Consider the following 24,885-nt stretch of genomic DNA (forward strand, 5'->3'; position numbering starts at 1 on the left):
CTTACTCCGCAGTTGCGGATTTCTGATCCATGGAAGGCGTAATGTTGTAGTCAGCAAGAATTTTTCTGATGTCGTCGCGTCTCCGGTCGATAATTCGGTTGATCTCGTTCGCGAGTTCTTCATCTTGCTTGCGAACGCCCATGGCGATCGAGAATGACATCAAGCGCCCCGTCGTAACCGGCGTTACGCGCAATGGAGGTATCTCGCGTGCGGCGTAATAGTCGGCGATAGGTCCCCACACGAGCGCGATATCGATATCGCCGTTCGAGACTGCGTCGACGATCGGCGCCAGCGGATTTGGCTTCGACCAATCGCCATAGACCATGAAACCCTGGACATGCTGATTGAGACCACGTCGCGCAAGCTCATCCATCGGCGGCGTATTTGCGCCGTCATTACCGACGAGTTGGACACCGATGCGTGAAGTCTTAAGTCGCTCATCGTCGAAGGATGTTACTGGGCTCGCCCCTTGCCGCTGAACGAAGGCATAGCTCGCCGTATAATAAGGTTTTGTTGCTCGAACGCGCTCAAAGCTCGTCGGTACGCCGGGAACGACGTCGCAAAGCCCGGCTTTCAGCCCTTTACGGACAAAGCCGCGCCATTCTGGCTTCCAGACGAACTTCGCCGTTGCGCCCATGTCGGCGGCGACCAATTCGGCGATCCGGTTTTCGAAACCTTCACCTTTCGCGTTGGAATAAGGCATATTGTTCGGATCGGCGCAGACCTTGAGTTCGCGTGAGATTGCGGGAGAAGATGCCAGGAAGACGGTCGCAACGGCGCCGCATGCGAGGCTAAGGAAGCGCGAAGACATTGAGCGTTCCTCCTTTTGTCGTGGCCTCTGGCAGATCCTTCATCGCATTGACGAAGCCGAGCGCGGCGGTTCCGTCACGCTTGTCAAGGCCGCCGGCAACGATGGCGCCCGCCCATCCGCCGACCCCCGATAGAACCGACACATACTGTTTACCGTCGGGGCCGCGCCATGTTGTCGGCTGGCCGATAATTCCCGACGAGGTTTTGTGCTGCCAAAGGAGCTTGCCGGTTTTAGCGTCCACCGCCTTGAACCAGCCATCCATCGTTCCGTAAAAAACGACATCGCCAGCCGTTGAGAGAGCGCCGCTCCAGACGGGGAACTTTTCGTTGATGCTCCACACCTTCGTCCCGGTCTTGATATCCCAAGCGTCAAACTCACCGCGATGGCCGTCGCCCGGACCTGCTTTCATCTTGATGTTGGCGCCGACGTAGGGCGTCCCCGCGATGTAGCCGACTTCGCCCTCCTCGATATCCATGCACAGATTATTGTGTGGAATGTAGAGCAAGCCCGTTGAATTCGAGAACGAGGATGGCTGCCAATCCTTGCCGCCTGGTGGAGCGGGACAGACGTCTTTGACGACTTGATCGACCTTTGGCTGCTTAGCCGCGTTATATTGAATGCGCCCGGTCTTGAGGTCGACGCCGGTGCTGCTCGTTATGGGGGCGAAAGGCTTCGCCGATAGAACTTCGCCCGTCCCGCGATCGAGAACGTAAACGTAGCCATTGCGATCGGGATGAACGAGGAGCTTTCTTGGCTTTCCGTTCCAGTTGGCATCGACGAGGATCGTCTCGTTCACACCATCGTAATCCGACATATCATGCGGACTTGTCTGATAGAACCATCGCGCCTGCCCGGTATTGAGATCGCGAGCGAAAATACCTGCCGTCCACATATTGTCGCCAGGCCGCATCGACGAATTCCATGGACCCGGATTCGACGTGCCGTAGTAGACAAGATTGAGATCGGGATCATACGCAACCCAGCCCCATACGGTACCGCCGCCATGTCTCCACATATCGGCAGGCCACGTCGATACGCCCAGGTCTTTGCCTTTGTATTGCGGGTAGAATGGTTTGAAATCCGAACCGATCAGCACCTCGGAATCGGGGCCGGTGCTGTAGGCTTTCCAGTCGACCTTACCGGTGGCCTGGTCGAGTGCCGCAATCCAGCCGCGCACGCCCATTTCGCCGCCTGAATCGCCGACGAGAACTTTGTCCTTGGCGACAAGCGGCGCCATTGTGATCGTTTCGCCGTGCGTGATATCGCCGAGCTGTGTTCGCCAAATCTCTTTTCCACTTGTCGCGTCGACGGCGATCGTATCGCCGTCCAACGTGTTGAAGAAGACGCGGCCGTTCGCATAGGCGGGACCGCGATTGACGACATCGCAACATGCCACGCCTTGCGACGCGGCCAGAGGGTGGGGTTTGTAACTCCACTTCAAAGGCGCACCAGGTTTCGAAAGGTCGAGCGCGTACAGGATATTGGGATACGGCGAGACGACATAGAGCGTATCGCCTATGACGAGTGGCGCCGCTTCCTGTCCGCGATCAACGCCCATCGAAAACGTGAGGACACTCGTCAGCTTGCCGACGTTTTGCGCATTGATGTCCGAGAGCGAGCTGTAGCGCGTGAGCGCCGTGTTTGCGCCAGGCATAGGCCATTCGTTGCCTCCAGGCGTCGCGAAGGCGGGGCCCTGCGGTTTTGACGCATCGGCCCCCGCATTTTCTGGATTTGCCGCCGTGCCGACCACCGCGGTCTTGATTTGAGGCGAGGATGTCTGGGAGAAGGATGCCTGGGGGATCAATACCGGCAACGATAGAGCTACAAAAAAAGAGAGAGGCGACCCGAGCTTTTTCATCGGCGGTCCCTGATGCGAGTTCTTTGCGCGCTTAGCAAAATCGTTGGCCGCTCGGAAAGGCGACCTAAAAGTTGGCTACTATTCGTTGCTCGCTAGAACCGTATCAGCTGGTCATGGTTCCGAAATTTATCGATCTTTTTGTGCTCGCTCTTTTGCAGCACGGATAAATACGGTGAGCGTCGGCAAACCGTCTCCGTCGGGGGGAGACATGAAATACGGTGCCCTGGTGTTCGAAGGCTATTCAGCCCGACGTTCCAGTTTTTCGTTCGATTACATCGACGATTTTATCCGAGCGAGCCGCTGCCTTTTCCTGATGCTCGCGCTCGGCCTCGCTTTCATTATAAAGCTCTTTCGTAGCGCGGTCGGTAATGTCACGAGAATGGGGTATCCTATCTTTTTCGCGCGTTGTTTTCATGCCGTAGAGGTAAAGCAACGCTAGAACGACCGGACCGCCAACAACAGCGGCGACAAACATAAGATTGCTGAGCGTGGACATGGATCCGTCCTCCTTATCGTGGCAACAGACCGCCTGCTCCTGAGTTCCGAAATCTCGCGCTTTTGTAATGGGTGACGTTTCGATCAGCTGAAAATTGTCTTCGACGAGAGTCTCCTTGTCATTCTCGTCGATGTAGAGCGTCGGCCACGACAAATGAATCCAATCGCAAGGTGTATTACGACATCGATATCGATCGGGCCCTCCTTCGCGAAGCTCCAGTTAGGCCAACTTTCCGAAGATGGCGAAAAGTCGCAATGTTGCCGATTGAACCCACGGCCTGAGCGTCTTGCACGTTGCCAAGCGCGATCAGATTGATACATTACAATAAAAGTATACAAATGAGGGCAGGACCATCCGCGCCCCCTTGCAATGACGCGTGTCGTTCCGGTCACGAGTGGAATTGGAATAGGAGTTTCAGGTGTACATTGCTTGGCGTGCCGTTTGCGCGTGCGGATTCGTATGTTCTGTCCTCACACTGTCTCAAGCTTCAGCTCAAGAGCCGACGCAAGATTTCACGCAGGCGCCTTCCGCTGATCCAATTCCGATGCCACAGATCACCGTCGAGGCCGAAAAAGCCCAGGCTGCTAAGAAAGTACCTTCCAAGAAAAAAGTCGCGGCTACGAAAAAGTCGAATTCAGCACCGCAAAGCGCAGGTGCGGTACAGCCTGAAACAGCCGCCGCTGCAGCAACGATGCCGGCAGCCAATCCGCTGTCCACGCTGACGCCGCCGGTCGCCTACGCAGGTGGTCAGGTTGCGACAGGCGGCCAGCTCGGCATGCTTGGCAACCGAAGCGTGATGGATACGCCTTTCAATCAGACAAGCTTTACGGCGAAGACGATTCAGGACCAGCAGGCACGCTCGGTTGCGGACGTCTTGTTGAATGATCCGTCGGTGCGCGCAAACCAAAGCGCGAGCGCGGGCTATGGCCAGGATACGTTCTACATTCGCGGCTTCTACTACGATACCGGCGAAATGGGCTTGAACGGGCTCTATGGCATCGCACCGACGTATACGACACAGCCCAATTACGTCGACCGTATCGAAGTTTTGAAAGGACCGAGCGCGCTGCTAAACGGCATGCCTCCGGGCGGCGCAGTTGGCGGCAGCATCAATCTCGTTACGAAGCAGGCGCCTGACGATCCGGTTACGCAGGTCACGACGACCTTCCAATCGCAGGGGCTGGTCGGTACTGAACTCGACTATGCGCGACGCTACGGCCTGAACAAAGAATTCGGCGTGAGGTTCAACGGTAGCTACGGCTCCGGCGACACCGCTATCGACGATCAGCACAACGAGTTGGGCGACGCCGTTCTCAATCTCGATTATCGCGGCGAGCGGCTGCGCCTCTCTGCAGACGTCGGCTATCAGGCGAATGATTTGACAGGCGTCCAGCGGTTCATCACCGTGGTTCCTTCATCATCTCCTGGGTTGGTGCAGCCCGTTCCCCCCTTCCTGCCGCTCATGAACGGAAAAGTTCCGCCAGCGCCGGATGCCTCATCTAACTATGGCGGCATGCCTTGGGGGTATTGGAATACGAACTCGACATTCGCGATGGTCCGCGGCGAGTACAAACTTACCGATCACGTGACGGCTTACGGTGCCTACGGCTGGAGTGACAACAATCTCGACTATCTTTTCGCGTCGCCTGGCCTGCTCAATGCCAGCGGAGACTTTATCACTTACCCGCTCAAAGGTGGCTCTCTAACGCAAAACTGGGCGGGCAATGCCGGTATCCGCGCCGACTTCGATACCGGTCCGATAAATCACCTATTCAATGTCGATTATTCTAAGACCGTAAGGGACAACGTCGGTAGTTGGCGCACCGGTAACGCCGCGTCTTGCTTGCCGCCCTACCCGTACAGTATCTGTTCGAACATCTACGATCCGGTTCCCATCCCGAAGCCGACGTCCTTCGGCCCGCAGATCGCGACGTTGGCGGAAACCAACCTGTCGAGCGAGGGCGTGTCGGATACGATGTCGATCCTGGACAATCGCATCCAATTCACGATCGGCGTCCGTCATCAGGATGCGGGTGCCGACAACACCCGTACTACTGTTACAAGCACCGAGATCTCGTCGACGGACGCGTCGGTCTGGAGTCCTGCTTACGCCTTGGTGGTAAAGCCGCTCCGTAACGTTTCGCTATACGCGAACTACATCGAAGGCCTACAAATGGGAACGACGGTTGGCCCAACCTATGCGAATGCCGGCGAAGCGCTGCAGCCGTCGCAAACCACTCAGAAAGAGGTGGGAGTTAAGGTCGATTTCGGGTCCATCAGCACAACGTTCGCTGCTTTCGACATCGCGCAGCCGTCGCTCATCGCAATCAACAACGTTCTCGGTTATGACGGCGAGCAGCGCAATCGTGGCCTCGAGTTCAATGTCTTTGGTGAGCTTACGCCTACGCTGCGGCTCTTGGGTGGCGTCGCTTTGATTGACGGGCGCCTTGAGAAAACTGCTGACGGCACCAACGACGGCCACAAAGCGCAAGGTGTTCCCGATACCAGCGTCAATATGGGAGCCGAATGGGATACGCCGATCCAAGGCCTGACCTTGAACGGTCGGGCGATCTATACGAGCGGCGTCTATATCGACGCGGCAAATCATTACTCCATTCCCGATTGGACACGCTACGATGTTGGCGCCCGCTACACGTTCGATAATCCTTGGAACGGCAAGCCGATGACTGTTCGTTTCAACGTCGAGAACGTTCTAGATACGAACTATTACGCATCATCATATAGCAGCGACGGCATCATAACGGTCGGCGCGCCACGAACCTATCTGGTGTCCAGCACGGTCAACTTCTGATCGTTAAGTCTTCGCGATTGTAGTCCAAGCGCGGACGCTCATAACTGGATGTATGTAAGTTCTAACTTCGAAGAGGCCCGCAATTCCTTCGCCGTCCTTCATGCTGACAGTGCTGCCGGCGCTCATTTTTATGGGTGCCGGTCTCTTCTTACTGCGTGCCAGTTGGCTCAGCGATCGAAGACCGCATTTGCCATGGGTAGTCGGCGGCTGGCTGTCTCTTGTCGCAAGCGTCGCCTTCCTGATGCGCGAAATGAGCGGCGAGGTCGCGCTGGCCTACGCTCTGCTGGCACTCGCCGTCATGGCCTATGTCGCCGTCGCGATGACGGTCGAAGTGCGGGGCAGACGATCTCCGGTGATGATGTCTCTCGCGCTTGAGCCGGAAGCTCGGCGCACCGACTGGCGACGCGCGGTTGCCAAAAGTCTGTTGGCTATTGTGCTCGCGGGTGTCGCTGCAATCGGCATCGGGGTCGCATTCGCCGTCGCCATGCCGCTAGGCGTTCATGACCGCATTGTTATAGGCGGCGTGCTGGTGCCCGTGCTGTGGGGCGGCGGCATGGCGTGGACGCTCGCGGATGCGAAGCTCGCGCGGGCGACGATCATTCTGCTTGGCGTGTCGGCCGCAAGTTACGGCATTGCTTTTTTGCCAAAAGTTTTGATGTGATGACGAGTCAAAAGCCGATTGTGCAAGACATCGCGAGAAACCGGAAACGTCCGCTGCTGCCGCCGAAGTTCGTGCAAGCAATGCTCGCGGGACACTCGGCGCTGGGGCTCGCGTTTGCCGCTTTGATTTATATCGTATGCCTGACCGGCACACTCAGCGTTTTCCTGCTCGAGTTTCACCGCTGGGAACAGCCGAATGCGCCGCGGGTCAGCGGTCCGGTCAGCGCTAAGGCCATAACGGAGGCGACTTGGGCAGCACACGGGCAAGCCCTGATCGATGACGCCAGCCAAAATGTCGTTCTGACATTTCCAAGCGCGATCAATCCCCGATTCACCGTCAACTATTTCAATGTGGCTACAGGAAAAGACGGAGAATGGGTGGCGGATGCGGATGGCCGATTGGTCGTGCGTACCGTAGCTCCATTCGCCGATTTTCTCGGCGAACTGCATACGCGGCTGCATCTGCCACGGACCTGGGGGTTCTTCATTGTAGGTTTAACCGGGGTCACGCTGCTATCCTCTCTCATATCGGGACTGCTCGCACACCCGCGAATCTTCAAAGATGCTTTCGCGTTGCGCTGGGGTGGATCGAAGCGATTGCAGGAAGCCGACCTTCATAATAGGTTGGGTGTCTGGGGACTGCCGTTTCATTTTATTGTTTCGCTGAGTGGGGCGCTTCTTGGTCTTTCGACGCTGATCGTCGGAGTACTGGCTTTGGCTGCGTACGACGGCGATTCCGACAAGGCGTTGGCGACCATTCTCGGTCCAAGAGCAGTGGCGACGGGCAAGCCCGCTGCGATGCCGGACATCGCCTCTATGATCGCCGACGTGCGGCGCGAGAAACCCGACGCAGAACTCGTATCTGTTCAATTTCAGCAGATTGCGACGAGCGGCCAAATGGTGCACTTGCGGATGCGGACACCGGGACATCTTGCTTTTGCAAATACCTATTACTTTGACAGCACAGGCAAACGCATCGGTGATGGCGGTCTTGAAGAGGGCGGGATCGGGCAGCAGATCCTCGGAGTGCTGCAGCCGCTTCACTTCGGCTGGTTTGGTGGCCTAACCGCAAAAATTCTCTACGCTATTCTAGGTCTGGCGCTCACGATCGTCACGCAGAGTGGAGTTGCGATCTGGCTGGCTCGCCGGCGAGACAAAGGGCGGCCGGCTGAGCGATGGGAAAGGGTCTGGTCAGGTCTGGTGTGGGGACAGCCGCTGGCACTCGCAATTGTAGCGGTTGCGGCGCTCTATGTGCAGGATGGGCTCATTGCTGTTTATCTGACGGCGACCATCGCGAGTCTTTCAATCTCATTCGTGCTTTGGAACGCAGCGCTCGTTACGAAAGTACTGCAAGCGCTGACGGGCGTTGCCTTGGCGTGTGTCGCCACGCTTCACTTCTGGAAGTGGCGCGGATTGGCGACCGATCCAGCGTCATCGTGGATCGATGTCGGATTGCTGATCATGGCGGCAGTTATTCTAATTCTAGCCGTTCGGACTTCGTACACGGCGAGAACGCCGAATATCTCTGCCGCGATCCCATGATGGCCAGTCAGCAGAGATAGCGATCGGAGCGTTAGCTGCGTGGCAGCCGCACTGTCGCCACCAAACCACCGTCATGAGGTGAACTGAGTGCGATCGTTCCGCCCTGAGCAGAAACGATATCTCGGGCAATGGCCAATCCAAGTCCTACGCCGCCCGTTTCTCTGTTGCGAGATTGTTCAAGCCGGTGAAATGGCTGAAAGGCTGCCTCAATCAGATCGTCCGGAATGCCGGGACCGTGATCCTTTACAGTGACAACGACGTGCTCGCCATTTAGCTGAAGCCCGACGCGTGCGGACATCCCGTATTTCACCGCGTTATCGACAATATTCATGAACGCTCGTTTGGTTGCGAGGGGCTGGCAGACAGTAAGCAGATGATCCGGACCTTGGTAGTCGACGCATGCGCCTGCATCCAAAAAACTATCACAAATCGTGATAAGCAATGCACCGAGATCCACACGCTCGGTCTTTTCGCGTTTCGAGTCGTCGCTTGCGAAAGCGAGCGTCGCGGAAAGCATCTGCTCCATCTCCTCGACATCGTTGACGAGCGCATTCTTGCTCGCGCTTTCATCTAGTTCCTCCATCGTCAACCGAAGTCGGGTCAGGGACGTTCGAAGATCGTGCGATATGGCGGCGAGCATATGCGTTCGCTCATCGACAAAATTCTTGATGCGTTTTTGCATCTCATTCAGTGCGCGTCCGACAACCGCAAAGTCTCCCAGCTTCCGCGTATCGACCGGGGTGGCGTTGCGATCGATCCCAAGGCGTTGCGCCGCACCAACAAGGTCATCGATCGGAGTCAGCGTGCGCTTGGCCGTCCATATGGATAGGAAGGAGATTAGAAGGATCGCGGCGGCGGCAGTGATCATCGGGGGACTAAAAAGCGGACCTAATCGTGGTGGGCGGCGCGGCTCAATGTGTAGCCAGCTTCCATCAGGTCCTTGGACCAAAATGCTGAAGTCGCCGATAATGGGAATATCCGGCTCGTTGGTCGTCAAGGCACCTGTCGGCAAATGTTGCTCAAATCCTGCGGGCACAAACTGTGTGTTCTCGCCGCCTCGCGGGAATGGCGGACCCCCGCGCGGTTCCACCGAGACGCTCCTGATGCCCCCGCCCAGGCTTTCACGAAGCGAACGCTCCAGCCGCATAAAGAACCCGGGCGCAACGCGCTCTGGGCTTGGCGGCTCCATACGCATCTCGTCCCACGAAATGAAAAGATGCAGTTCGTTGCTGAGGGCTTTTGCGACTTCTTTGCGATGCGTCGTCTCGACGTCGAAGATTTTCTTCGTTGCTTCGCTCGTTTCAGAAATCAGCCAACGCGCGCTGTAGATCGTTTGTGTGGGCGGCGGCAAAAAGAAGAATGTCACCGCATTGAGCCCCTGCAAAAGAAGAAGTGCGGTGAGCATCGTGAGTGCAATGCGCGTGCTGAGACCGACCCGAAATTTTCGCATAGGGCTTGCTTTCAATCGCGCGTCGCTTCGCTGTCGATCGGGGCAGTGAAAATATAACCGCCGCTGCGAACGGTCTTGATGAGCGTCGGTTGCGCGGGATTGGATTCGATCTTGCGTCGCAGTCTGCTGAGCTGGACGTCGACTGTGCGATCAAAGGGCGTACTGGAGCGTCCGCGCGTCAGGTCGAGAAGTTGGTTTCTGGTCAGGACTTGCTGGGGCCTTTCGACAAACGCGAGCAGCAAATCGAATTCTCCCGCTGTAAGATCGACGAGGACATTATCCGGATTTCTCAGGACCCTTCTCACAGTATCGAGATGCCAACCGTCGAACACGTAGATGCTCTGCGTAACCGGCTCTTCTTTCGAAAGAGCGTTCTGCGTTCTGCGAAGAACCGCACGGATACGCGCAAGAAGTTCGCGCGGACTGAATGGCTTTGTTACGTAGTCGTCAGCACCGATTTCCAGACCAATAATGCGATCCGTCTCGCTCGACATCGCAGTCAGCAATACGATCGGGATCGGCCGGGTCGCTCTTAGTCGTCGGCAAAGAGACAAGCCGTCCTCGCCCGGCATCATGATATCGAGAACGATAAGATCGAATTTCCCCACCTCAAGCGACTTCCACATCGCAATATCGTTTCCGGCTTCTGTGACGCGAATGCCGTTCGAGACGAGAAAGCGAGCTAGGCCGGAGCGTATCTGTTTATCGTCGTCGACTAGAAGAATATGGGGAGATGCAAACAACTTATCGCCTTTATGGTTCTAACTGGCATCCTATCTTTATTGCTTGGTCAGCCACACAACAATCTCATTTCTGTAACGGACCGTTACAGTTCGAAGTGTCCCCGAAATCCAAACCTCCCTTCGCTCTGTTAGATACGGCGCAACCGGTGATCGCGAGAGCTTTGAAAGCTGTTGGTGATTCGCCCTGAAGCTGAGGAGGTTGTCGTGTCCAGGAATAAACGATCCGTCATCGTAGTGACGGCTGCCGCCGCAATGTCACTCGTCTGTGGCGCCGCCATCTATTCGAGTGCGGCCGCAGAGCCAACCAACAAAATTCCGCCGCAGAAGCAAATGCCGATGGGGCCCGGTTTCCATGGAATGGGCGACAAATTCCCGGGCTGCGGAATGTTCGGTTCCATGCCGCCGCCCCCGCCGCCGCATGGTCCTCGTCCCTTGGCTTCGCTTCTGTCCGAAGCTGAGACCGAGATCGGCATTCGTGTCGAACAACTTGATGCTTGGCGCGACTTTACAGACGCGTTGCTGAATGTCGCCAAGCCGCCTCATCCCGGTAAGAAAGAGCCGGAACCGGCGGCGGGTGATCAACAAAAGCCCTTCGCGTTCGCTGAGAAAATGGCAGATGACGCGGTCGCGCGCGGTCACGATGCAGAAGCCCTCAAGAAAGCTATCGAAGCTCTTCGGGCAAAACTCACGCCCGAACAGTTGACCAAAGTTAGTGCAATAGAACAGCGCATCATGCCTCCGCCGCACGACGGACCGATGCCGCCGCCGCCTTTCAATCTCGTTCCGCCTCCGGGTTTGGGTGGCGGGAACGGACCTGACGGTCCGCATCCCGACCCGTTGTGAGCGGAGATGCTGGGCGCGGAGTTTCCTATCTCTTCGCGTCCAGCACATTTGAGGAGACGGTGATGACACGCTTTTACGAAATCGGATTGCTGCTCACACTGGCGTTTCTGTTCTTTGTTATCGCAGTGACGAGTGCACACGTCTGATGTCATTTGGCAAAATGAATATGGAACCAAAAAATATGAATCGGCAGTTGTTGCCAGACATTCAGCCTCAGACGGCGTCCGAGCAATTGGCTCTAAGCCTCATACGCGACGGTGCATTGAGGGAAGAGGAGTTTTTGGAGATGTCGGCGCTGTACCCGAGATGGCAGGTCTATTTGTCGTTGCGCTTAAGAAGGCTCGCGCATTCTTGGGGCTGGAATTGAGGTTTTATCAGCTTGATCTTCAGTTTAGGCCACGGCGGGCGAACTCCGGGCGGCTGCGGTTTCAAGCCGATGTGTTAGACGGAGCGGCGTACGTGGATTGCTGCTCGGCACTGCGGCCATCAATCTCGTTGAAAAGCCAACTAAAGCCGCTGATAGTTCACCCGTTGGCTAGCCGGGAGAGTGCACGCTTTTCCCCAAGAGATCGAAGGACCCTACTATTTCGATCGAAAACTTATTCGCTCCGATATTCGTGAAGGATGGACGGGCTTAAGCACGATCATGCTGCTCATTGTGATCGATGCAACGACATGCAAACCAATGACCGGCGCTCGTGTCGAGGTCTGGCGTGCCGATGCGCGCGGCGTCTATTCGGGCTATGCGCAAGAGAAATGGTCGAAACGGTTCTTGAGATTGACGGCGAGCGGTGGCGCAAAATTGTTCTTTGATAGCGTCGAAGGTCGCGGAGGGAGGGCCATAGAATCTCTTGATCGCATATTTCCGATTCTGGCGATTTGGTATTCGGATGAAAAGTTTTATGGCTGCCCGTTTGTCAATGCTGCGACTGAAGACGCAACGCACGATAAATTTCTGAGCGGGTACGGGCTGAGAGCGGGGAGTAGTTCAAGGTGATCGACAAGTGGTGTTGAGCCAACCTATGGTGAGTGCGGTGCCTGCCGTGCAGAGCATGCAGACATGGGGCGCGACGACCGTTAAATGCAAATGCTACCGCAATAGCATCTGCTGCAGACCCATAAGCAGACGTGGACTAAGATGTCCTTGTGCGTCCCATCTTCTCTCCATTTTCTTTTGTGTCGGTATCCCTTCGCTGGCGATCCCTCACCTCTTCGAGATCTCGTTCGAGAAAGAAGTTCAACATCGTACGAATGAGCGCAACAGCGGCCAGACGAGCCACGGCTTGCCAATCCGTTGTGATGGATGTTTCGATTATGTCGGCGGCTAGCTGAAACGTGAGTCCAGCAACGAGCCATCGCGCATAGCGCAACCACACATCGCGACGTTCGTGTCCTGTCCGGGATCCCAACAACACAAGACTACCGTTCACGAACGCCTCAATCGTTCCAAGGACGATGACCAGTAGCGCAACCGCATCGATGAGCAGAACCGCGGTCTTTCCGGCTTCAACAAACCAGGCCTCCACGACACACTCCAAGTATTTGCGAGCAGCAAAATGCTTCCTTGTTGCTCAAAGCTAGCGCCGCTTGGCGATGTTGCCGATCCAAACCGCAAGTTTCCTGTAAGCTCAGTATCCGCGACACCAGCAAAGATTCGACCCGCAGCCGTAGGCCGAAGCTGGAAGCCGCTAGGGGAAGGATGTACCCTTGCATAAGATCAAATTTTCCTTCCGCACGCCGTTGGTGTGGAATAATAGCATGATAATTTGATAGGTGCGGCCTAGATAATTGAAGTCGTTGATATTCTGAAAGCGAGATAGAACTGCACCGTCGAGAACACGTCGAGTGGGGTGGGGTTTTCGCTTTTTCGCACCCGATATCAGCCTAGATGGACGCGGCGCGTGTGCGCAACGCGGGGATACTCAGCCGCTAAGTGGTAGATCGAGCTGGGCGGGCTCACGTTGCTGAAAGCTTGAAACCGAAACGCCGACGAGACGAATGCCGGTAGAAACAGGATAGGTCGATCGTGTGAGCCCGAGGCTGAGTTCGCGGAGAAGCTCGCGGGAATTTATGAGGCCTGCGATCGTCCTGCTACGCGTAATGATGCGGAAATCGGAATACTTAATCTTGACCGTGACGGTTGAACCGAAACTCTGGTTCTTGTCGCACCATTCCCACACATCATCGGCCATTTCTAGCACGCCTGCTTCGATATCGGCTGGCGCGAAGCGGTCTTCGTGGAACGTGGTTTCAGAGCCCGAGGATTTGCGCTGCCGGTTTGGCTGGACCTCGCGGTGATCTTCTCCGCGAGCGATTGCGTAGTACCATGATCCGGACTTGCCGAAGTTCTGTTCGAGAAAATTGAGCGACTTGGCTTTAAGGTCGGCTCCAGTGAGAATTCCAAGCGCGTTAAGTTTCTCTGCGGTCACTTTGCCGACGCCGTGGAACTTCGCGACAGGCAATCCTTCTATGAACTCGGCACCTTTCTGCGGAGGGATCACGAACTGGCCGTTTGGTTTGCGCATGTCGGACGCGAGCTTTGCGAGAAACTTATTGTAAGAAATGCCCGCCGAAGCCGTGAGGCCCGTCTCGTCAAATATCCGTCTTCGGATTTCTGCTGCCGTGTCGGAGGCCGTGGGTAGTCCCCGCAAATTTTCAGTCACATCGAGATAGGCTTCGTCGAGCGAAAGCGGCTCGATGAGAGGCGTGTATTCCGCGAAGATATTGCGGATCTGATTTGAGACGGACTTATAAACATCGAAGCGCGGCCTCACGAAGATAAGGTCCGGGCAGTTTCGCATCGCCGTGGTCGATGGCATCGCAGAGCGTACGCCAAACTTCCGGGCTTCATAGCTCGCGGCGGCGACAACGCCGCGTTTCGCGCCGTGACCGACAGCAACCGGCTTCCCACGCAGCTCGGGGTTATCCCGCTGTTCGACGGACGCATAAAAGGCATCCATATCGACGTGAATGATCTTGCGGGTGACGTGCTCTCTCATCGGGCCAGCCTAGCGGAATTGCGTGCGCTCGGCACGAAGTTCTGCGCCAGCCGCGAATGGACACCGGCCGTAGACGACACTTCCGCGCTGCGAGGTTTGATAATTTCGATTGGAAGCAGTGCTCAGATGGAAGGTGGCGCGCGAGGACCGTTCAGCGATTGATCCAAATGGTGCAGTGGCAGTCGATCTTACTTCGGAACAATGAGGGGCAGGATCGTCACTCCCGACTTCGCCAGCAACCCGTCTATCCAATCAAAAGCCGGTCAACTTCTGCACAATACGCGCAAGCTTGCTGTGAAATCGCATCGGTCCTTCCAATGCGATTAGGCATATGCAGTCTGTTCCTTCCGCGGCGACGGGGGCGTGCTCGAAGCCCTCGCCCATCTCGACAACATCACCAACTTCATACGATCCGAATTCATCGCTGAACGCGCCTTGAAGCACGAGGGTCAACTCCGATCCGGAATGTCCGTGATCTGGCAGTTTAAGGCCGGGGCCGACCTTAATGAGCCTGAGTGACGATTTGGAATGTTTTGCCAGTGGAATAGGAAATTGCCAGATCCCGGGAGTGACGCGTTTCCATTTGATGTTTTCAAGCCGATTTCCAACGAATTTTCGGAGCGGTGCTGGAACATCGCATTTAATCGAATTTTCCGTGATTGATATGGGCTGCTCGACCGGAACGTTGGGAGACGGCATTTTCATAACGAGCGGCATGGGTGACACGTCTTCAAGAAGTGTCGCACCGACCGAGCCCAGGAACGTAAGCTCCTTTTGGCAACGAGGACAAATGGTCATGTGGCAGGCCATGACAGCCGCCAAAGCTTCCGGCATGCTGCCAGCCGCACAGCTCACTAGATTTTCGGGGGCGGGGTGGCGTCTGATCGTCATTGTTCCGGTTCCCCAACCGCGTTACGAAGTTTCAAATACGCCAAACGGATACGCGACTTGACCGTGCCAACCGGCAAATTAAGCCGGCTGGCAATGTCACGATGTGGCAAACCTTCAATGAAAGACAGAATCACCACCTGTCTTTGCTCCTCAGGCAGCGCATCGAGAGCTCTCCTTATAATCGAGCGTTGCTGCTTGCCTGAAACGGCCTCATCAGGAGACGTATCCGAACTCGCCTCCTGAGCGTAGTTATCCGGCAATTCGACCCACGTCTTTTCCTTACGTAGGTAATCAATCCTCAGATTACGTGCGATCGCAAAAATCCATGTGGCTACGCTGCCCTTGTCCTCGGAGTAGAGCGCGGCCTTGCGCCAGACGCTCAGCATCGTCTCTTGCGCGAGCTCTTCTGCCGTGGCGGCGTCAGCTCCCTGCCGCATCATGAAAGCTTTCACGATGGGTCCGAATTTCTCGAACAGCGCGCGATACGCTTGGGCATCCTTTTGAGCAGCGATCCGTTCGAGCTTCTCGATGTCCGGCATTTTTGTTTCAAATCTTGAGGAAGTCGGGCCGCCGCCGCGAATTAAAGCGTCCATCTAATAGTGATCGCGGCACCGCTTAACAGCTTTTGTACACCTTGTAACGTAAATCAAGATGAGGCCGCCGATCCAAACGCGATGGCAAGAAACCATAAATGCTATCGCAATTTGTTGTCGTAGGCGCTTTCCGATACCGCCGCGCACGCGCTTTCGCCGCTGTGATCCGAACTCTTTGGTGGTGCGTAATCTTCGCAAGTTCGCCTTTCAATCTGGGCGAATGTGCCATTGTCAACTTGCGGGGTCCATCTTGCCACGGCCCCGCATTTTTCCTTCCGCGCGGGATGCGTCTCTAACTCGTATCTCTCCAATACACATCACCGTGAGATGTGATCTTTGAAAGGCTCGCTCACGTAGCTTTGCGAAATAAAAGGGAGCGCCGCCATGCTTGCCATTTTTGTTTCCGCCTGCCTTGTTCGCGACCCCAGCGTCTGCCGCGAATTCAAGATCCAAGTTGATGCGGGTATCGATTCGATGACCTGTGTGGTCCAGGCGCCGTTGCAGTTCGGCTTCTGGGCCAAGGAGCATCCGGGCTGGCAGATTTCTCGTTGGCGGTGCGGCGCGGCTAGCGAAAACAAAATATGAGAGTTGCTGCGGATTAGAGCTGTGTGACTGTCGTCGCCTGAAAACGATCCGGATAGAATTTGATACTGCTTACCGGAACGAGGCGATTGGTGAGAGATCCAAATGCGCTTTTGGTGCGTAATGATTGCTTAGACCATTCGTGGATGTCGGTATGCCTATCGTCTCGCCGATGCTTTTCTTGGGTGCAGTCGCCATCTTTGCGGCAGTTGAGCGGTTCCGCTCTTCGCAGACGCAGCTAGCCACAAGAACAAGCGTGACGGCTTTATTGAGGAAGATTGTTGAACGGCATTTTGACTGAAGCAACGGTTCAATACAGGTCGCCATGGCTTTTCTGACTGGCTACGTTGTGTTCCTCATCGTTTTCGGACTGATGGATTTCGTTTGGTTGAGCATCACGGTTCCGAAACTGTATCTGCCTGTTCTCGGAGATTCGGCTTCGACGACTGTGAGGCTAGTTCCTGCGATCGTTTTTTATCTTTTCTACGCGGTTGGCGCAGTCTTCTTCGGCGCGTTACCGGGACTGTCGTCGGGTCCACGAACAGCGTTTTTGTGCGGATTGTTTTTTGGCGCGGTTGCGTATGGGACGTATGACCTCACGAACTATGCAACCTTGCGGAACTGGTCGTTAGCGCTGACCGTCGTCGATATGTCGTGGGGATCGTTGGCGACAGGTGTTGCCTGTCTTGCCGCGTATTTTGCAATGAACCACTTCTCAGCTTGAACAATTTAAGCCGCGTTCAACGCCCTGCGATGAGCGCGCGATAGCGTCTTTAAGAACGGCGCCGATGCGGACCTGGGAAAAAGGCGTTGGTGCCTGCTTGATACTTGCGGAATTCGTCGCCGGAGCGGGTGAGCATGTGCTGTTCGAGAAGTGGTATCCCCGAAACATGAACGAGCAGCCAGTACATCACGACGGGCCCCAGGATCGCGAGCCACCCCCAAGGATATCCGCCACTTAGATCAACGGCGATGATGGGGTACGTGAGCCAGCTTACCCACTCGAAGAAATAATTGGGATGCCGTGAGAACTGCCAGAGGCCCTGATCGCACACCCGCCCCTTATTCGCGGGGTTGCTGCGAAATCGCGCGAGCTGCCAATCCGCTAGTGCTTCTCCGGCGCAGGCAAAAATCAGTACGACGGCACCCAGAAGATCCTGAAGATGCAGCCCTTTCACGGGATTCCAGGCCGCGATCAGGATCGACAGTGTCAGCGGGATGCTTACCCACGCTTGCTTTTGCGCGAACCAGAACATTTGACGCTCGGCGTCCGGCTCCCATTCCGTAATCAGCCGCGCGTATCGCGGGTCGTCTGTTGAGCCGTTGGTTCTCACTCCGATATGGAGGGCCAGGCGGCCGGCCCACAGGCAAACCAATAGAGCAACCAGTGCGGAGCGTTCAGTAAACCCGCCGCCCACCAAAGCGCCTGCGATCGCCGTCAGGCCCACCCCGAGTGTCCAGGTTGTGTCAATCCAGCCGGAGTTGCGCGTCCCCCGCCAAACTAGCCATCCAACTGTCATGGCCAGAGACAGAGAGCCGAACGCATATGCCACTGCGAACACGAAGGATAAATTCGTCATCAGCTTCCTGTGGGCGCCAGCCTGGGGCTCGTAAGGCGCTACGTCAACGTATGCGACGACAATGTCCCGCCGAAAATGAGTTGGGCGATTGGATAATGCTTACGCGGCCTGCCCGAATATGGATCACGCCCCGGTGATCCAAGATCTACGAGCGCTCGTATTCGTACTAAGCGCTAGCCTGACCGTTTCCAGTCCCTGCCGAGAAATATTTTGATGCATCACACTGCTGGCGAGCCGTTGCTGAGGATTGCTGTTGTTGGCAGTGGCATTTCGGGGCTGTCGGCGGCTTGGCTTCTGAGCCAGAGGCACATTGTAACGCTATACGAACAAGACGAGAGAATTGGCGGGCACTCAAATTCCGTGTCTGTGCCAGGCTCTGGTGAGTTCGTTGATACCGGATTTATCGTATATAACGAACTGAACTACCCAAATTTGACGGCACTATTCAAGCATCTCAACGTTGCAACGCAGCCCTCGGAGATGTCTTTAGCAGTTTCTCTTCGAGGCGGTCGGCTTGAGTATTCAGGGACCAACCTACGTGGCCTGTTTGCGCAACGACGCAATATCGTCAGCCGGCGATTTTGGTCGATGCTGTACGATCTGCGCAGGTTCTACAAAAATGCTCCAGTGGATCTTCCAATACTCGAGGCCCGACCTATCACGTTAGGCCGGTATCTGGAGGAAAATGGATACGGCGAGGCCTTTCGGGATGACCATCTCTTGCCCATGGCGGGCGCGATCTGGTCGTCGCCGCCGCACGCAATACTCGATTATCCTGCGGCGACCTTTGTTCAATTCTATCATAATCACGGACTGCTGAAATTGAGCGACAGGCCCCCCTGGCGCACGGTAACGGGGGGCAGCAGAAATTATGTAGCGATGTTGACGTCGTCCTTGCGAAAGAACATCCGTATCGGCACGTCGATTGCGCAGATCAAATCGAGCGAACAAGCCGTGTTTGTCCGGGATGCGCAGGGCGGCATCGATAGCTTCGATCACGTGGTGGTCGCGACCCATGCTGATCAGGCGAGGGGGCTTATCGTGGCCCCGAACATCGCGGAGCGCGCCACACTCGGAATGTTCCGATATAGCCGAAACCGGGCCGTCTTGCATTCCGATGCCTCGTTCATGCCGAGGCGGCGCGCCGTCTGGTCAAGCTGGAATTATATCGAGAGGGGCGAAGGCGTTGGTGAAGTACCGACGATCAGTTATTGGATGAACCGGTTGCAGAATCTTCGGACGGAACGGCCGCTTTTCCTCACCCTCAATCCGATGTCCGAGCCGCGTGACGCCCATTATGAGACCTATTACGAACATCCCCTCTTGGATCGTGCTGCGATAGTCGCGCAGAAAACGCTATGGTCTCTGCAGGGACAGCGGCGACTTTGGTTCTGTGGCTCCTACTTTGGATATGGCTTTCACGAAGATGGCTTGCAGGCTGGGCTGGCGGTAGCCGAACAAATCGATCCGCGTTGTCGGCGGCCTTGGTCCGTTGAAAACGAATCCACTCGCATCTTCATTCGCGCCAAATTGCGATCGCCCGAGGCAGTGGCATGACCGTTGGCTCTGCTCTCTATTTAGGCTCTGTCATGCATCGCCGCGTTCGCCCGGTGCTTCATCTCTTGCGTTATCGCGTATTCTGGCTTCTCCTCGACCTGCGCGAAATTGATCAGATTTCAAAGTCGTTGCGGTTGTTCTCGCGAAACCGCTTCAACGCACTCAGCTTTTTCGATCGAGATTATTGCGACGGCGGAGAGACGCCCCTTGGCGCCCAAATCCAAGAGCATCTGCGAAAAGCCGACGTTCCAGCCGACGGCAAGATCCTTCTGCTGTCGATGCCTCGAATTCTCGGATACGTCTTCAACCCACTGAGCCTGTACTTTTGCTACGATGTCGGCGACCGGCTAAAAGCCATCGTCTATGAAGTTCACAACACGTTCGGTGAACGCCACAGCTATGTCCTTCCCGTGGAAGGGGATGGAAAGACGATCAATCAGCAATGTGAAAAGGCGTTTTACGTGTCGCCTTTCCTCGGGATGGATTTGCGGTACGAGTTCAAAGTCACGCCTCCCGGCAACCGGCTTAGCGTTGCGATCCGCGGCTACGACAGCACGGGTCTCGTGATCGCGACCTCTCTTTCCGGGTCCTTACGCCCGCTCACAGACCGTGCGTTGCTTTCGGCTCTGGTAACGTTTCCATTCCTGACATTGAAAGTCATCGCTGCAATTCACTGGCACGCGCTGCGGCTCTATCTGAAGGGCCTTAAAATATATGAGCATGGTCTCGCAACTGCTGTGGCGAGAGATATTCCATCCAGGAAATATAAATGAACGATACAGCAGCACGCCTGAGTTTGAGCGATAGTTTTTCGACGCGCTCGCACTTGGCGAGGCTTATTGCTCGACGCATTCCGCCGATTGACGCGGGCGCATTGCAGCTTTCTCTTCCCGATGGCGGAGAGATTATCCGGCGCGGTGATGCGCCGGGCCCGGAGGCCATTATCAAGGTCTGCTCGTGGCGGGGGCTCGTGAGAGTACTGATCGACGGAGAGCATGGGTTTGCCGATGCTTATCTGGCGGCCGAGTGGTCGACCCCAGACCTTAGAGCGGTACTGGCTTGGGCAATACTTAATGAAGCCGCGCTTGCGCGCGCTGGGTCGGGTTCATGGTTCACACGCGTGCAAAACAGGGTCAGCCACCTTCGGCGCAACAACACGCGAAGGGGCAGTCGCCGTAATATCGCTGCTCACTATGACCTGGGAAATTCTTTTTATCAGGCTTGGCTTGATACGGGCATGAACTATTCGTCGGCAATGTACGTGCGCGGCGACACATTAGAATCCGCCCAGACGCGAAAGATAGAAAGAATAATCGATCTCCTTAGTCTAAAAGGGGGCGAGCGGGTTCTTGAAATCGGTTGTGGTTGGGGCGCCCTTGCCGAGCGTATCGTCGGCAAAGGTTGCGATTTCACGGGCCTAACACTCTCTCGCGAGCAGCTTTCGTACGCCCAGGGTCGAATAAGGGCCGTTCGACAAGGGGCTGCTAATTTACGGCTTCAGGATTACCGCGATGTCGTAGGATGTTATGACCGCGTCGTCTCGATTGAAATGATCGAAGCGGTGGGGGAGCGGTTCTGGCCGGCCTATTTTTCAAAAATACGGGACGTTCTCAGGGAAGGCGGCAGTGCAGTCTTGCAAGCTATAACCATCGATGAAAAGCGTTATAGACATTATCGCAGAAATCCCGACTTCATTCAGCGCTATATCTTTCCAGGCGGTATGCTGCCGACGCGGACACTTCTTGTCGAACTGGCTGCTTCTGCCGGATTAAGACTCGTGCATGAAGAAGCATTTGGAACGAGTTATGCGCGGACACTGGCCGAGTGGCGGGAGCGATTCCTGTCTGCATGGCCGCGGATCGAAAGCATGGGTTTTGATCAGCGGTTCAAGCGCATGTGGGAATATTATTTTGCCTACTGCGAGGTTGGGTTTTACGTTGGTTCTGTCGATGTGAGGCTCTTTAAATTTGTTCGATGATGATGCGCTGGCTACGAGAGTTAAGTTAGGGAGCCTCTGAACAACCACTCGACCATGGCACACTGAGGTCATTGATTCGAGGGGGCAACGGATGGCTGACCAGTTGAGCTTTGCATCGCTCGAGTTTGCAGCGAAGAAGAAGCGCACGAAGCGGGATGTATTCCTGGCCGAGATGTCGGCCGTGGTGCCGTGGGCCCAGCTCGAAGCGCTGATCGAGCCGCACTATCCCAAGCTTGGCCCGCAGGGCGGGCGCCGCCCGTTCCCGCTGCCGACGATGCTGCGCATCTACTGCCTGCAGCAGTGGTACAACCTCTCCGACCCTGGCGCCGAGGAGACGCTTTACGACATCCAATCGATGCGCGCGTTCGCCGGTCTCGAACTCGGCCGCGATGCGATCCCCGACGAGACGACGATCCTCAACTTCCGCCATCTGCTCGAACGGCACGAGCTGACGAAGGCGATCTTCGAGAGCGTGGCCGAGCACCTCGCGGCCAAGGGCGAGTTGCTGCGCGGCGGCACCATCGTCGACGCGACGCTGATCGCCGCCTCATCCTCGACGAAGAACAAGGAGCAGAAGCGCGATCCCGCCATGTCATCGTCGAAGAAGGGAAACCAGTGGTACTTCGGCATGAAGGCGCACATCGGCGTCGATGCGGAAAGCGGGCTCGTGCACACGGCCGGCGTGACGACGGGCAAGGTTCACGATGCGAAGGTGATGGCCAACCTGATCCGCGAGGACGACACCGCGGTCTACGGCGACAAAGGCTACGCGAGTGAGGAGAAGAAGCGCGCTGCCGAAGACGCCGGTGTGCTCTGGGCGGTGAAGGAGAAGGCGAAGCCCGGCCGCGATCTCACGCAGCGCCAGCGCGCGAGGAACCGCCGCTTCGGCAAGGTGCGCGCAAAGGTCGAGCACGTCTTCCGTGTCCTGAAATGCCAGTTCGGCTATCGCAAAGTGCGCTACCGCGGCATCGCCAAGAACGGCGCACAGGTGTTCGCGCTCTTCGCGCTCGCCAATCTCTACCTCGCTCGCAGTCGACTTGCGTCTGCTTGAGCGAGGAATGCGGGCCGAACGGCGCCGTAGCGGCATCTGCCAGCTGCTCGAACGCCCCCAAAAAGCGCGATGAACGTCACTGCCGCCCCTGGCCGAGCGTGCTATTCAGAGGTTCCTTAGCTATCGCTCTAGGCCCAACACTACGGCGCTCTTGAGCTGAAGTATCTCATTTCGCCTGATCATTATCGGGACGTCGCCGGCATCAGGCTTCATCTCCGAGACAGCGGTCCGCGGGACGCTCCCTCTGTCATATTCCTGCACGGCTTTGGTTCCAGTCTCCATACCTGGGAACCCTGGGCACGCTCGTTGTTGGATAAGTATCGCGTGGTTCGATATGAACTTCCTGGATTTGGGCTAACCGGGCCGGATCCAACAGGCGGTTATACAGACGAACGCGGCATGGCTATTCTAGCCGCGCCTGATGGACAAACTTTCAATTCAAAGGGCAAGTCTTATCGGAAATTCGATTGGCGGGAGGCTCGCATGGCGCTTTGCTGCTCGGTATCCCGGCAGGATCGTCAAACTGGCACTCATTTCCCCGGACGGCTTTCCCAGTCCAGGATACGAATATGGAAAAGTACCTGAGGTGACGTTGTTCGTCAGGATGATGAAATATGTGCTGCGTCGCGCTTTCGTTAGGGCGAATTTGGCTCCGGCATATGCCTATCCGCGTCGGCTCTCCAACGCGACGGTGGATCGCTATTATGAGCTGATGTTGGCGCCCGGCGTACGTGGCGCCATGATCTCGCGGCTGGAACAGACCAAGCTGGAGCCGCCTGAGCCTTTTCTTAAATCAATAGAAGCTTCGACGCTCGTGTGTGGGGACAACAGGATAAACTGATCCCCATTTCGAACGCAGGCGGTTACATGAAGGCGATGTCTCATGCGAAGTTAGTCAGCCTGCCCAATCTGGGCCACGTACCGCAAGAGGAAGATCCAGCATCGTCGCTGACACCAGTCCGCGCATTTCTCGATGAATAGCCCGCAAATTTCGACGCGGGTTCAAGGCTTGGGAACGGAGAGATTTGGTTCAACGGATGGACGGCGGCCCGGGATTGGGTGGATCAGTGAGTGGCGCGCGGCGGTAAGGGCGTTTGATCCCCGCGTGCGAATACGCTGTGCCGAACTTCAGCGAGGTTAAGGAGCCAGGTCGCCCCTGCCGCGCGCATCTCGGCTAGGTCGACATCGCTGTACTGCTCGCAAGGCGCGAGATCGGGGTGATGAGGCTCGGGACGAGCATGGTCCCCGGTTTCCCTGGTTTGGAGCTGAGACAGGGTTTCGATCAGGCTGAGGGCTTCGCGGGCGACAAGAACCTTGGCCTTTGCGCAATCCTTTGTTCGCAGCGAGATGCGAATTTCGCGGCGGCCCGTCCGCGCCGTCATGCCCTTCCGAAGCACCACCCGGAAGTAGTAGACGCCATGTCGGCTCATCGAAAGATAGGTATGCCTGATCACGCAGTGCCACCCTTCGCTTGATCACTCCATGCTTCAGGGCCATCGCCGCGCCTTAACGCGTTGATTGTCTGGGAGACTTTTGAGCGTGGCTGTGCAGGCAGTCTGACGCGAACAAGTCTCTAGGTGGATTTTCCGTGTTCACCCCCGAAAAACACGGAAAATGCGCAAAAATACACGGAATTGGCGCGATTGATCGCTTCAAACGCCCGATATCATAGGGCTTTCGCGAATTTGCCGATGAAACCAAAACACGGAATCATGGGTGGTGAAGCACGGATGCCAGTACGGGGATCGCGGTTACGGCCCGGCGTCGCTTGAGGCCGGGCCAAGCTATGTTCGAGGACGTTGACGGCGACTTCGTCGAGCGCCACGCCGTCATGGGTTGAACTCACGACGGCTTTCGGTTCATGTCCTGCAAGGACTTCGGTGGAGGACGCTGGTGAAGAGCACGTTGGTCTCGGAGCAGGAACGCGTGCGCAAGCTCGAGAACGTTGAGAAATTGAAGAGCGATGACTTAATGGACGTCGCGCACCACCTGCGACAGGTGCTCGACGACAGACCAGACGAGTTTCTTACGATCGCGAAGCAACTCGGCATCGCCAGGCGCAAGGCATATTATTATGTCGAGATCGATCGGGCCTTCACGGAGCTCAAGGTGGATAGCCGTCGCTTGAACCGGATCGGCTGGACCAAGCTGCGTCTCATCTCACCACATATTAACGTTCGCAACTGCGAGCGGCTCCTGAAGCTCGCCGAGGAAAATTCGACCTACGGTCTTGCCCGTCTCGTGAATAATGACGGGGCAGATCCAGGTGCCAAGGTGCATGCCGTGCTCCTTCATCTAACGCCGGAGCAATACGACGTCTTCCGGGACGTCCTCGAGGCTCACGGCGCCAAAGCTACAGGCGGTGGCCTTTCCGAGAAGGAGCAGGCCCTGACCAAGGCGCTCACGAAACTCCGAAAACGATAGGTCGCGAGCAGCAGT

The 24,885-nt window shown here is 56.4% G+C and carries 24 protein-coding genes and 1 pseudogene; 14 read left to right on the forward strand and 11 right to left on the reverse strand.

Features of this window, described 5'->3' with window-relative positions:
• Position 1: 1 nt before the first annotated feature.
• From RLW55_RS10050 to RLW55_RS10060, 3 genes are all read right to left on the reverse strand, one after another.
• On the reverse strand, positions 2-811 hold the full coding sequence (locus tag RLW55_RS10050) for a quinoprotein dehydrogenase-associated putative ABC transporter substrate-binding protein (RefSeq protein ID WP_409560876.1): 810 nt from the start codon (positions 809-811) through the stop codon (positions 2-4).
• Positions 792-2,669, reverse strand: a complete 1,878-nt coding sequence (locus RLW55_RS10055; protein ID WP_423416351.1) for a methanol/ethanol family PQQ-dependent dehydrogenase — start codon at positions 2,667-2,669, stop codon at positions 792-794. Before RLW55_RS10055 ends, RLW55_RS10050 begins: the two co-directional genes overlap by 20 nt.
• Positions 2,670-2,910: 241 nt before the next feature.
• Complete coding sequence (locus RLW55_RS10060; RefSeq protein WP_409560874.1) at positions 2,911-3,165, reverse strand: hypothetical protein; 255 nt, start codon at positions 3,163-3,165, stop codon at positions 2,911-2,913.
• A 544-nt stretch (positions 3,166-3,709) separates the two neighbouring features.
• Between RLW55_RS10060 and RLW55_RS10065 the strand changes: the two genes are divergently transcribed.
• The 3 genes from RLW55_RS10065 (at position 3,710) to RLW55_RS10075 (ending at position 8,179) form a co-directional block, all read left to right on the forward strand.
• Positions 3,710-5,977, forward strand: a complete 2,268-nt coding sequence (locus tag RLW55_RS10065; protein ID WP_423416352.1) for a TonB-dependent receptor — start codon at positions 3,710-3,712, stop codon at positions 5,975-5,977.
• Between the two features lie 187 nt (positions 5,978-6,164).
• A complete protein-coding gene (locus RLW55_RS10070; protein WP_423416353.1) occupies positions 6,165-6,638 on the forward strand; it encodes a hypothetical protein in 474 nt (157 codons plus the stop codon).
• A complete protein-coding gene (locus RLW55_RS10075) occupies positions 6,638-8,179 on the forward strand; it encodes a PepSY-associated TM helix domain-containing protein (RefSeq protein WP_423416354.1) in 1,542 nt (513 codons plus the stop codon). The genes RLW55_RS10070 and RLW55_RS10075 overlap by 1 nt, the downstream gene beginning before the upstream one ends.
• Before the next feature lie 31 nt (positions 8,180-8,210).
• Here the strand turns inward: RLW55_RS10075 and RLW55_RS10080 are convergent, their stop codons facing one another.
• Both RLW55_RS10080 and RLW55_RS10085 read right to left on the reverse strand, forming a co-directional pair.
• The gene (locus RLW55_RS10080; protein WP_423416355.1) at positions 8,211-9,368 is read right to left on the reverse strand and encodes a sensor histidine kinase; all 1,158 of its coding nucleotides are present in this window, start codon (positions 9,366-9,368) and stop codon (positions 8,211-8,213) included.
• Positions 9,369-9,640: 272 nt separating this feature from the next.
• A complete protein-coding gene (locus tag RLW55_RS10085) occupies positions 9,641-10,372 on the reverse strand; it encodes a response regulator (protein ID WP_423416356.1) in 732 nt (243 codons plus the stop codon).
• Positions 10,373-10,576: 204 nt separating this feature from the next.
• Between RLW55_RS10085 and RLW55_RS10090 the strand changes: the two genes are divergently transcribed.
• On the forward strand, positions 10,577-11,215 hold the full coding sequence (locus RLW55_RS10090; RefSeq protein WP_423416357.1) for a Spy/CpxP family protein refolding chaperone: 639 nt from the start codon (positions 10,577-10,579) through the stop codon (positions 11,213-11,215).
• 547 nt (positions 11,216-11,762) lie between these two features.
• Positions 11,763-12,212: a hypothetical protein gene (locus RLW55_RS10095; protein WP_423416358.1), complete on the forward strand. Its 450-nt coding sequence runs from the start codon at positions 11,763-11,765 to the stop codon at positions 12,210-12,212.
• A 136-nt stretch (positions 12,213-12,348) separates the two neighbouring features.
• Here the strand turns inward: RLW55_RS10095 and RLW55_RS10100 are convergent, their stop codons facing one another.
• The 4 genes from RLW55_RS10100 to RLW55_RS10115 all read right to left on the reverse strand — a co-directional run bounded on the left by RLW55_RS10100 (position 12,349) and on the right by RLW55_RS10115 (position 15,698).
• A complete protein-coding gene (locus RLW55_RS10100; RefSeq protein WP_409560866.1) occupies positions 12,349-12,741 on the reverse strand; it encodes a DUF1622 domain-containing protein in 393 nt (130 codons plus the stop codon).
• A 396-nt stretch (positions 12,742-13,137) separates the two neighbouring features.
• On the reverse strand, positions 13,138-14,214 hold the full coding sequence (gene dinB, locus RLW55_RS10105; RefSeq protein ID WP_423416359.1) for a DNA polymerase IV: 1,077 nt from the start codon (positions 14,212-14,214) through the stop codon (positions 13,138-13,140).
• A 252-nt stretch (positions 14,215-14,466) separates the two neighbouring features.
• On the reverse strand, positions 14,467-15,105 hold the full coding sequence (locus RLW55_RS10110) for a ChrR family anti-sigma-E factor (RefSeq protein WP_414463782.1): 639 nt from the start codon (positions 15,103-15,105) through the stop codon (positions 14,467-14,469).
• Positions 15,102-15,698, reverse strand: coding sequence for a sigma-70 family RNA polymerase sigma factor (locus tag RLW55_RS10115; RefSeq protein ID WP_414463781.1), 597 nt, complete (start codon positions 15,696-15,698; stop codon positions 15,102-15,104). Before RLW55_RS10115 ends, RLW55_RS10110 begins: the two co-directional genes overlap by 4 nt.
• Before the next feature lie 384 nt (positions 15,699-16,082).
• On the opposite strand from RLW55_RS10115, the gene RLW55_RS10120 reads away from it, so the two are divergent.
• Positions 16,083-16,283 carry a hypothetical protein gene (locus tag RLW55_RS10120; protein WP_414463780.1) on the forward strand — a complete coding sequence of 67 codons (201 nt, stop codon included), beginning with the start codon at positions 16,083-16,085 and terminating at the stop codon, positions 16,281-16,283.
• 322 nt (positions 16,284-16,605) lie between these two features.
• Positions 16,606-17,004 (forward strand): DUF2177 family protein, encoded by a 399-nt coding sequence (locus RLW55_RS10125; RefSeq protein ID WP_423416360.1) that lies wholly within the window; start codon positions 16,606-16,608, stop codon positions 17,002-17,004.
• Between the two features lie 49 nt (positions 17,005-17,053).
• Here RLW55_RS10125 and RLW55_RS10130 read toward each other — a convergent pair whose 3' ends face one another.
• On the reverse strand, positions 17,054-17,860 hold the full coding sequence (locus tag RLW55_RS10130) for a DUF1295 domain-containing protein (protein WP_414463778.1): 807 nt from the start codon (positions 17,858-17,860) through the stop codon (positions 17,054-17,056).
• Between the two features lie 213 nt (positions 17,861-18,073).
• On the opposite strand from RLW55_RS10130, the gene RLW55_RS10135 reads away from it, so the two are divergent.
• The 6 genes and pseudogenes from RLW55_RS10135 to RLW55_RS10160 all read left to right on the forward strand — a co-directional run bounded on the left by RLW55_RS10135 (position 18,074) and on the right by RLW55_RS10160 (position 23,287).
• Positions 18,074-19,417 (forward strand): NAD(P)/FAD-dependent oxidoreductase, encoded by a 1,344-nt coding sequence (locus RLW55_RS10135; RefSeq protein WP_423416361.1) that lies wholly within the window; start codon positions 18,074-18,076, stop codon positions 19,415-19,417.
• Positions 19,414-20,190 carry a DUF1365 domain-containing protein gene (locus tag RLW55_RS10140; protein ID WP_409560858.1) on the forward strand — a complete coding sequence of 259 codons (777 nt, stop codon included), beginning with the start codon at positions 19,414-19,416 and terminating at the stop codon, positions 20,188-20,190. The genes RLW55_RS10135 and RLW55_RS10140 overlap by 4 nt, the downstream gene beginning before the upstream one ends.
• Positions 20,187-21,395 (forward strand): class I SAM-dependent methyltransferase, encoded by a 1,209-nt coding sequence (locus RLW55_RS10145; RefSeq protein WP_423416362.1) that lies wholly within the window; start codon positions 20,187-20,189, stop codon positions 21,393-21,395. Before RLW55_RS10140 ends, RLW55_RS10145 begins: the two co-directional genes overlap by 4 nt.
• Before the next feature lie 91 nt (positions 21,396-21,486).
• A complete protein-coding gene (locus RLW55_RS10150; protein WP_414463669.1) occupies positions 21,487-22,446 on the forward strand; it encodes an IS5 family transposase in 960 nt (319 codons plus the stop codon).
• A gap of 249 nt (positions 22,447-22,695) precedes the next feature.
• Positions 22,696-22,830: pseudogene (locus RLW55_RS10155) on the forward strand (alpha/beta fold hydrolase); the annotation flags it as partial.
• 37 nt (positions 22,831-22,867) lie between these two features.
• The gene (locus RLW55_RS10160; RefSeq protein ID WP_423416363.1) at positions 22,868-23,287 is read left to right on the forward strand and encodes an alpha/beta hydrolase; all 420 of its coding nucleotides are present in this window, start codon (positions 22,868-22,870) and stop codon (positions 23,285-23,287) included.
• A 223-nt stretch (positions 23,288-23,510) separates the two neighbouring features.
• Here the strand turns inward: RLW55_RS10160 and RLW55_RS10165 are convergent, their stop codons facing one another.
• Positions 23,511-23,900 (reverse strand): DUF6538 domain-containing protein, encoded by a 390-nt coding sequence (locus RLW55_RS10165; RefSeq protein ID WP_423416364.1) that lies wholly within the window; start codon positions 23,898-23,900, stop codon positions 23,511-23,513.
• Positions 23,901-24,339: 439 nt separating this feature from the next.
• Between RLW55_RS10165 and RLW55_RS10170 the strand changes: the two genes are divergently transcribed.
• Positions 24,340-24,870, forward strand: coding sequence for a hypothetical protein (locus RLW55_RS10170; protein ID WP_414463695.1), 531 nt, complete (start codon positions 24,340-24,342; stop codon positions 24,868-24,870).
• Positions 24,871-24,885: the final 15 nt, after the last annotated feature.

It is taken from the genome of Hyphomicrobium sp. B1 (assembly GCF_049532635.1).
Lineage (GTDB): Bacteria > Pseudomonadota > Alphaproteobacteria > Rhizobiales > Hyphomicrobiaceae > Hyphomicrobium_B.